The organism is Klebsiella sp. HN106 (assembly GCF_051209435.1).
Classification (GTDB): Bacteria; Pseudomonadota; Gammaproteobacteria; order Enterobacterales; family Enterobacteriaceae; genus Klebsiella; species Klebsiella oxytoca.
In genome coordinates this window covers 1-3,164 of sequence record NZ_JBLURD010000045.1, presented here as the reverse complement: position 1 = coordinate 3,164, position 3,164 = coordinate 1, and the positions used below count along the sequence as shown (strand labels likewise).

Below are 3,164 nucleotides of genomic sequence, written 5' to 3'. Positions count from 1 at the left end.
CAGGCCTCAGCATTTTATTATGGTGATCCCCTGGGCGAAATGCGCCTGGTAAGCAGAGTTTTTGAAATGTAAGGCCTTTGAATAAGACAAAAGGCTGCCTCATCGCTAACTTTGCAACAGTGCCGTCTAACGAGCTTACCGAAGCTGCTTACTACCTCTCGCTAAAAGCAAAGCGCGTTCTCTGGTTATGTCTTATGCAGACGTATTTCACAGCTTCAGTAAGCGAAGATGATGATGAGATGGCTGTACTCGGTGACTCTACTTTCAAAGTAAAGGTGGCTGACTATCAGCAAATTTTTCAGGTAAGCCGTAACCAGGCTATCAAGGATGTTAAAGAAGGCGTGTTTGAGTTAAGCCGTTCTGCGGTAATCTTTTACCCGAAAGAAGGGAGTTTTGACTGCGTCGCGCGCCCCTGGCTAACAGAGGCTGGCAGCCGATCAGCTCGTGGTATCTGGGAAATCGAATTTAACCATAAACTCCTGCGGTACATTTACGGCCTGACGAACCAGTTCACCACCTACTCGCTCCGCGATTGTGGCAGTCTTCGAAATCCACGGACGATCCGCCTTTATGAAAGTCTTGCTCAATTCAAATCTTCAGGCTTATGGGTTACTACTCATGCTTGGTTAAATGACCGTTTCCTTTTGCCGGAATCCCAACAGAAGAACTTGGCAGAGTTGAAACGATCTTTCCTTGATCCTGCTCTCAAGCAGATAAATGAGAAAACACCTTTACTTGCTAAGTATAGTATTGATGATTCAGGAAAATTTCTGTTCTCAATAATTGATAAGCAAAATCCCGTCTGACATAAATCAGCACACATGAGCCTGTCATTTGACAAATTTTTGTCATGAAGATGGGCGAATTTCCACACAGCACCGGCGCCCGGCAAGGTGGGCGGATTCCCACACGGCACCGGCGCCCGGCAAGGTGGGTGGATTTCCACACGGCACCGGCGCCCGGCAAGGTGGGCGGATTTCCACACGGCACCGGCGCCCGGCAAGGTGGGCGGATTTCCACACAGCACGGGGTCCGCTTGGAAAACGGAAAATATCCCACGCTAAGACTGTTTGCTGTACAAATTGATGTCGACAGCGCGTAATGACCGTAGTCACAGGAACAGCTAATGGTATTGAAAATTGACCCGTAACTGAAACAGCATCGACCCAGCAGCGATGATGTGAACCTTGAAGAACTTTGGGTGCAGCCTCTTATAGCAGCAGTTTTTGCTGTTGTTCCCTTAATAAGATATGCCCTGTAAATACCCTCATGGCTTCATTTATAATACTATTATTAGCTTACTACGACTCAGTCTAGAAACAGCATCATCTCCACTGGGGCTAAAACACCACTTACCGCATGCTTTCATATAACCAGATTTCAGCCCCCTTGAAAGGGACTAATCGCTGTATACCAGCGAGTCTAAAACACCTTGTCCACTATGGACCCCTCCCTCTGTCGATTCAGCTGATTTGCTACGAATTAGATATCCAGCAAAACTGTGCTCAGCACTGGAGGGATTGTTATCTGTCTGCACGGAGAACATTCCAAGTTCGCTTATCAAATCATTCACCTTATGCAACTCCCCTTTACGCACAATCAAGGTGGGCATAGCTCGGGGCTGAGGGTGTAAACGGCGCATCAGCGACCAGGACTGATATTGTTGTGGAGTGAGTTCCGTCAGTTTTGTCAGGATATCCGCACCAAACAGACAATGCCCCCCGCCTTCACCCTGATTTTTGAGAACCCAGGTTTCCGAAGGAGACTCTTTTGCAAGGTTGATACTATCCGGGCTGATGGGTAACATCTCACCCAGTATCGTTTTTGCTATTTTAGCTTCCTGCAGTGTTAATCCAAATGCGACAAACTCGTCGTAACCCAATTGCGAGAGCAGCATTTGTACTCGCTTGCTGGTCGCCAGTTGCTGGCCAACTGTGGCGTTCACTGCAACCCGGTGCTGCTCAATGAATACTCGGGTCGCCATCAGCGCCTGACAACACTCCTGCTCATCGATATTGAATGCTTCATAATCAGAATACTGATATCCGGCACGTAAGTAGACGGTATCAAGTGGGCCTACACCCTCGAGAATGAGCCTGTTGTCGGCGCCTGTACTCAATTGATTATGCAGTTCACGAAAAGTCCTGCGATGCGTTTCGATTCCTTTTTGCTGGAGGGCGAGCTCAAGCAAGTGTTGATCAAACACATTATTTTCATTCTCCTGCACAATCATCAGGAACCTGGCAGGGCCGGGGTCTCCGAACTCCTGCTTAATTCTGCAAGTTGCCTGACAAATCGCTGCTGATAACCCTTCGATCGCTTGATTGTCGACAAGCGCCCCTGTTGCCTGATTCGATAAATCAGAAAAGACAGCGGGATATTGCCGTTGTAGATAGTGATGCAGATCATGTATCCGCTGACCAAACGGCCCCATTCCTGCAGCTATACCATTGAACTCTATAAGCCTGAACCCATCACGATTATCATCCATAAAGTCGCTACGCATAATGAGTAATGGTAATCGAGGAGCATGCCTTGATGATGAATGGATTTGTTGATGCATGTTCAGGAGGGCTGAAAAGAAGGCATTCCCGGCCTTGATGGGATAAATCGCAGAGTACAAAAAATCATGATCCTCAGAAACTGAATAGATTAATTTGCTGAGTATTCCTGTTGCATTCTTTAAGTACTGATAGGATTTACGGCTGATAGGTGTTGGTGTCAGGGTAAACGGGGTATGCACTGCGGAATACGACGATTCCTTGAAAGCAACACCATGAGTTAAGGCCCATTCGACGGCATCATCCTTGAGCTTCTGAACATCAAGAGTACTCATTTTACGTCCCCTGATTTTACCTGGCATATCATTGGTGGTTGTTACTTGGCTATCAGCCTATAAAATTTGATTGATTACTTCAATAGTTCACGTATAGGAAATTGAAAAACCAGTCGATACCATTGTCCACGCCTTATGCCACGTGAGCCTTTCTGCTTTTCCCACCACTCCGGTGGTTTCCCTCTCTGTATGGTCGATTTTTAGGCACTGTTGCAAATAGTCGGTGGTGATAAACTTATCATCCCCTTTTGCTGATGGAGCTGCACATGAACCCATTCAAAGGCCGGCATTTTCAGCGTGACATCATTCTGTGGGCCGTACGCTGGTA

4 protein-coding genes are annotated in these 3,164 nt (G+C 47.2%); 3 read left to right on the top strand and 1 reads right to left on the bottom strand.

The features are described from left to right. Positions 1-72, top strand: a 72-nt coding sequence (locus ACSIPU_RS30050; RefSeq protein WP_032414367.1) for a hypothetical protein, incomplete at its 5' end; no start/stop codon positions are given. Between the two features lie 5 nt (positions 73-77). Next, complete coding sequence (locus ACSIPU_RS30045; protein WP_152921961.1) at positions 78-806, top strand: replication initiation protein; 729 nt, start codon at positions 78-80, stop codon at positions 804-806. A gap of 593 nt (positions 807-1,399) precedes the next feature. On the opposite strand, the gene ACSIPU_RS30040 is transcribed toward ACSIPU_RS30045, so the two are convergent. After that, positions 1,400-2,836 carry a glutathione synthase gene (locus ACSIPU_RS30040; RefSeq protein ID WP_000105383.1) on the bottom strand — a complete coding sequence of 479 codons (1,437 nt, stop codon included), beginning with the start codon at positions 2,834-2,836 and terminating at the stop codon, positions 1,400-1,402. Between the two features lie 266 nt (positions 2,837-3,102). On the opposite strand from ACSIPU_RS30040, the gene ACSIPU_RS30035 reads away from it, so the two are divergent. Continuing rightward, a partial coding sequence (locus ACSIPU_RS30035) for a hypothetical protein (protein WP_001549973.1) occupies positions 3,103-3,164 on the top strand: 62 nt, incomplete at its 3' end.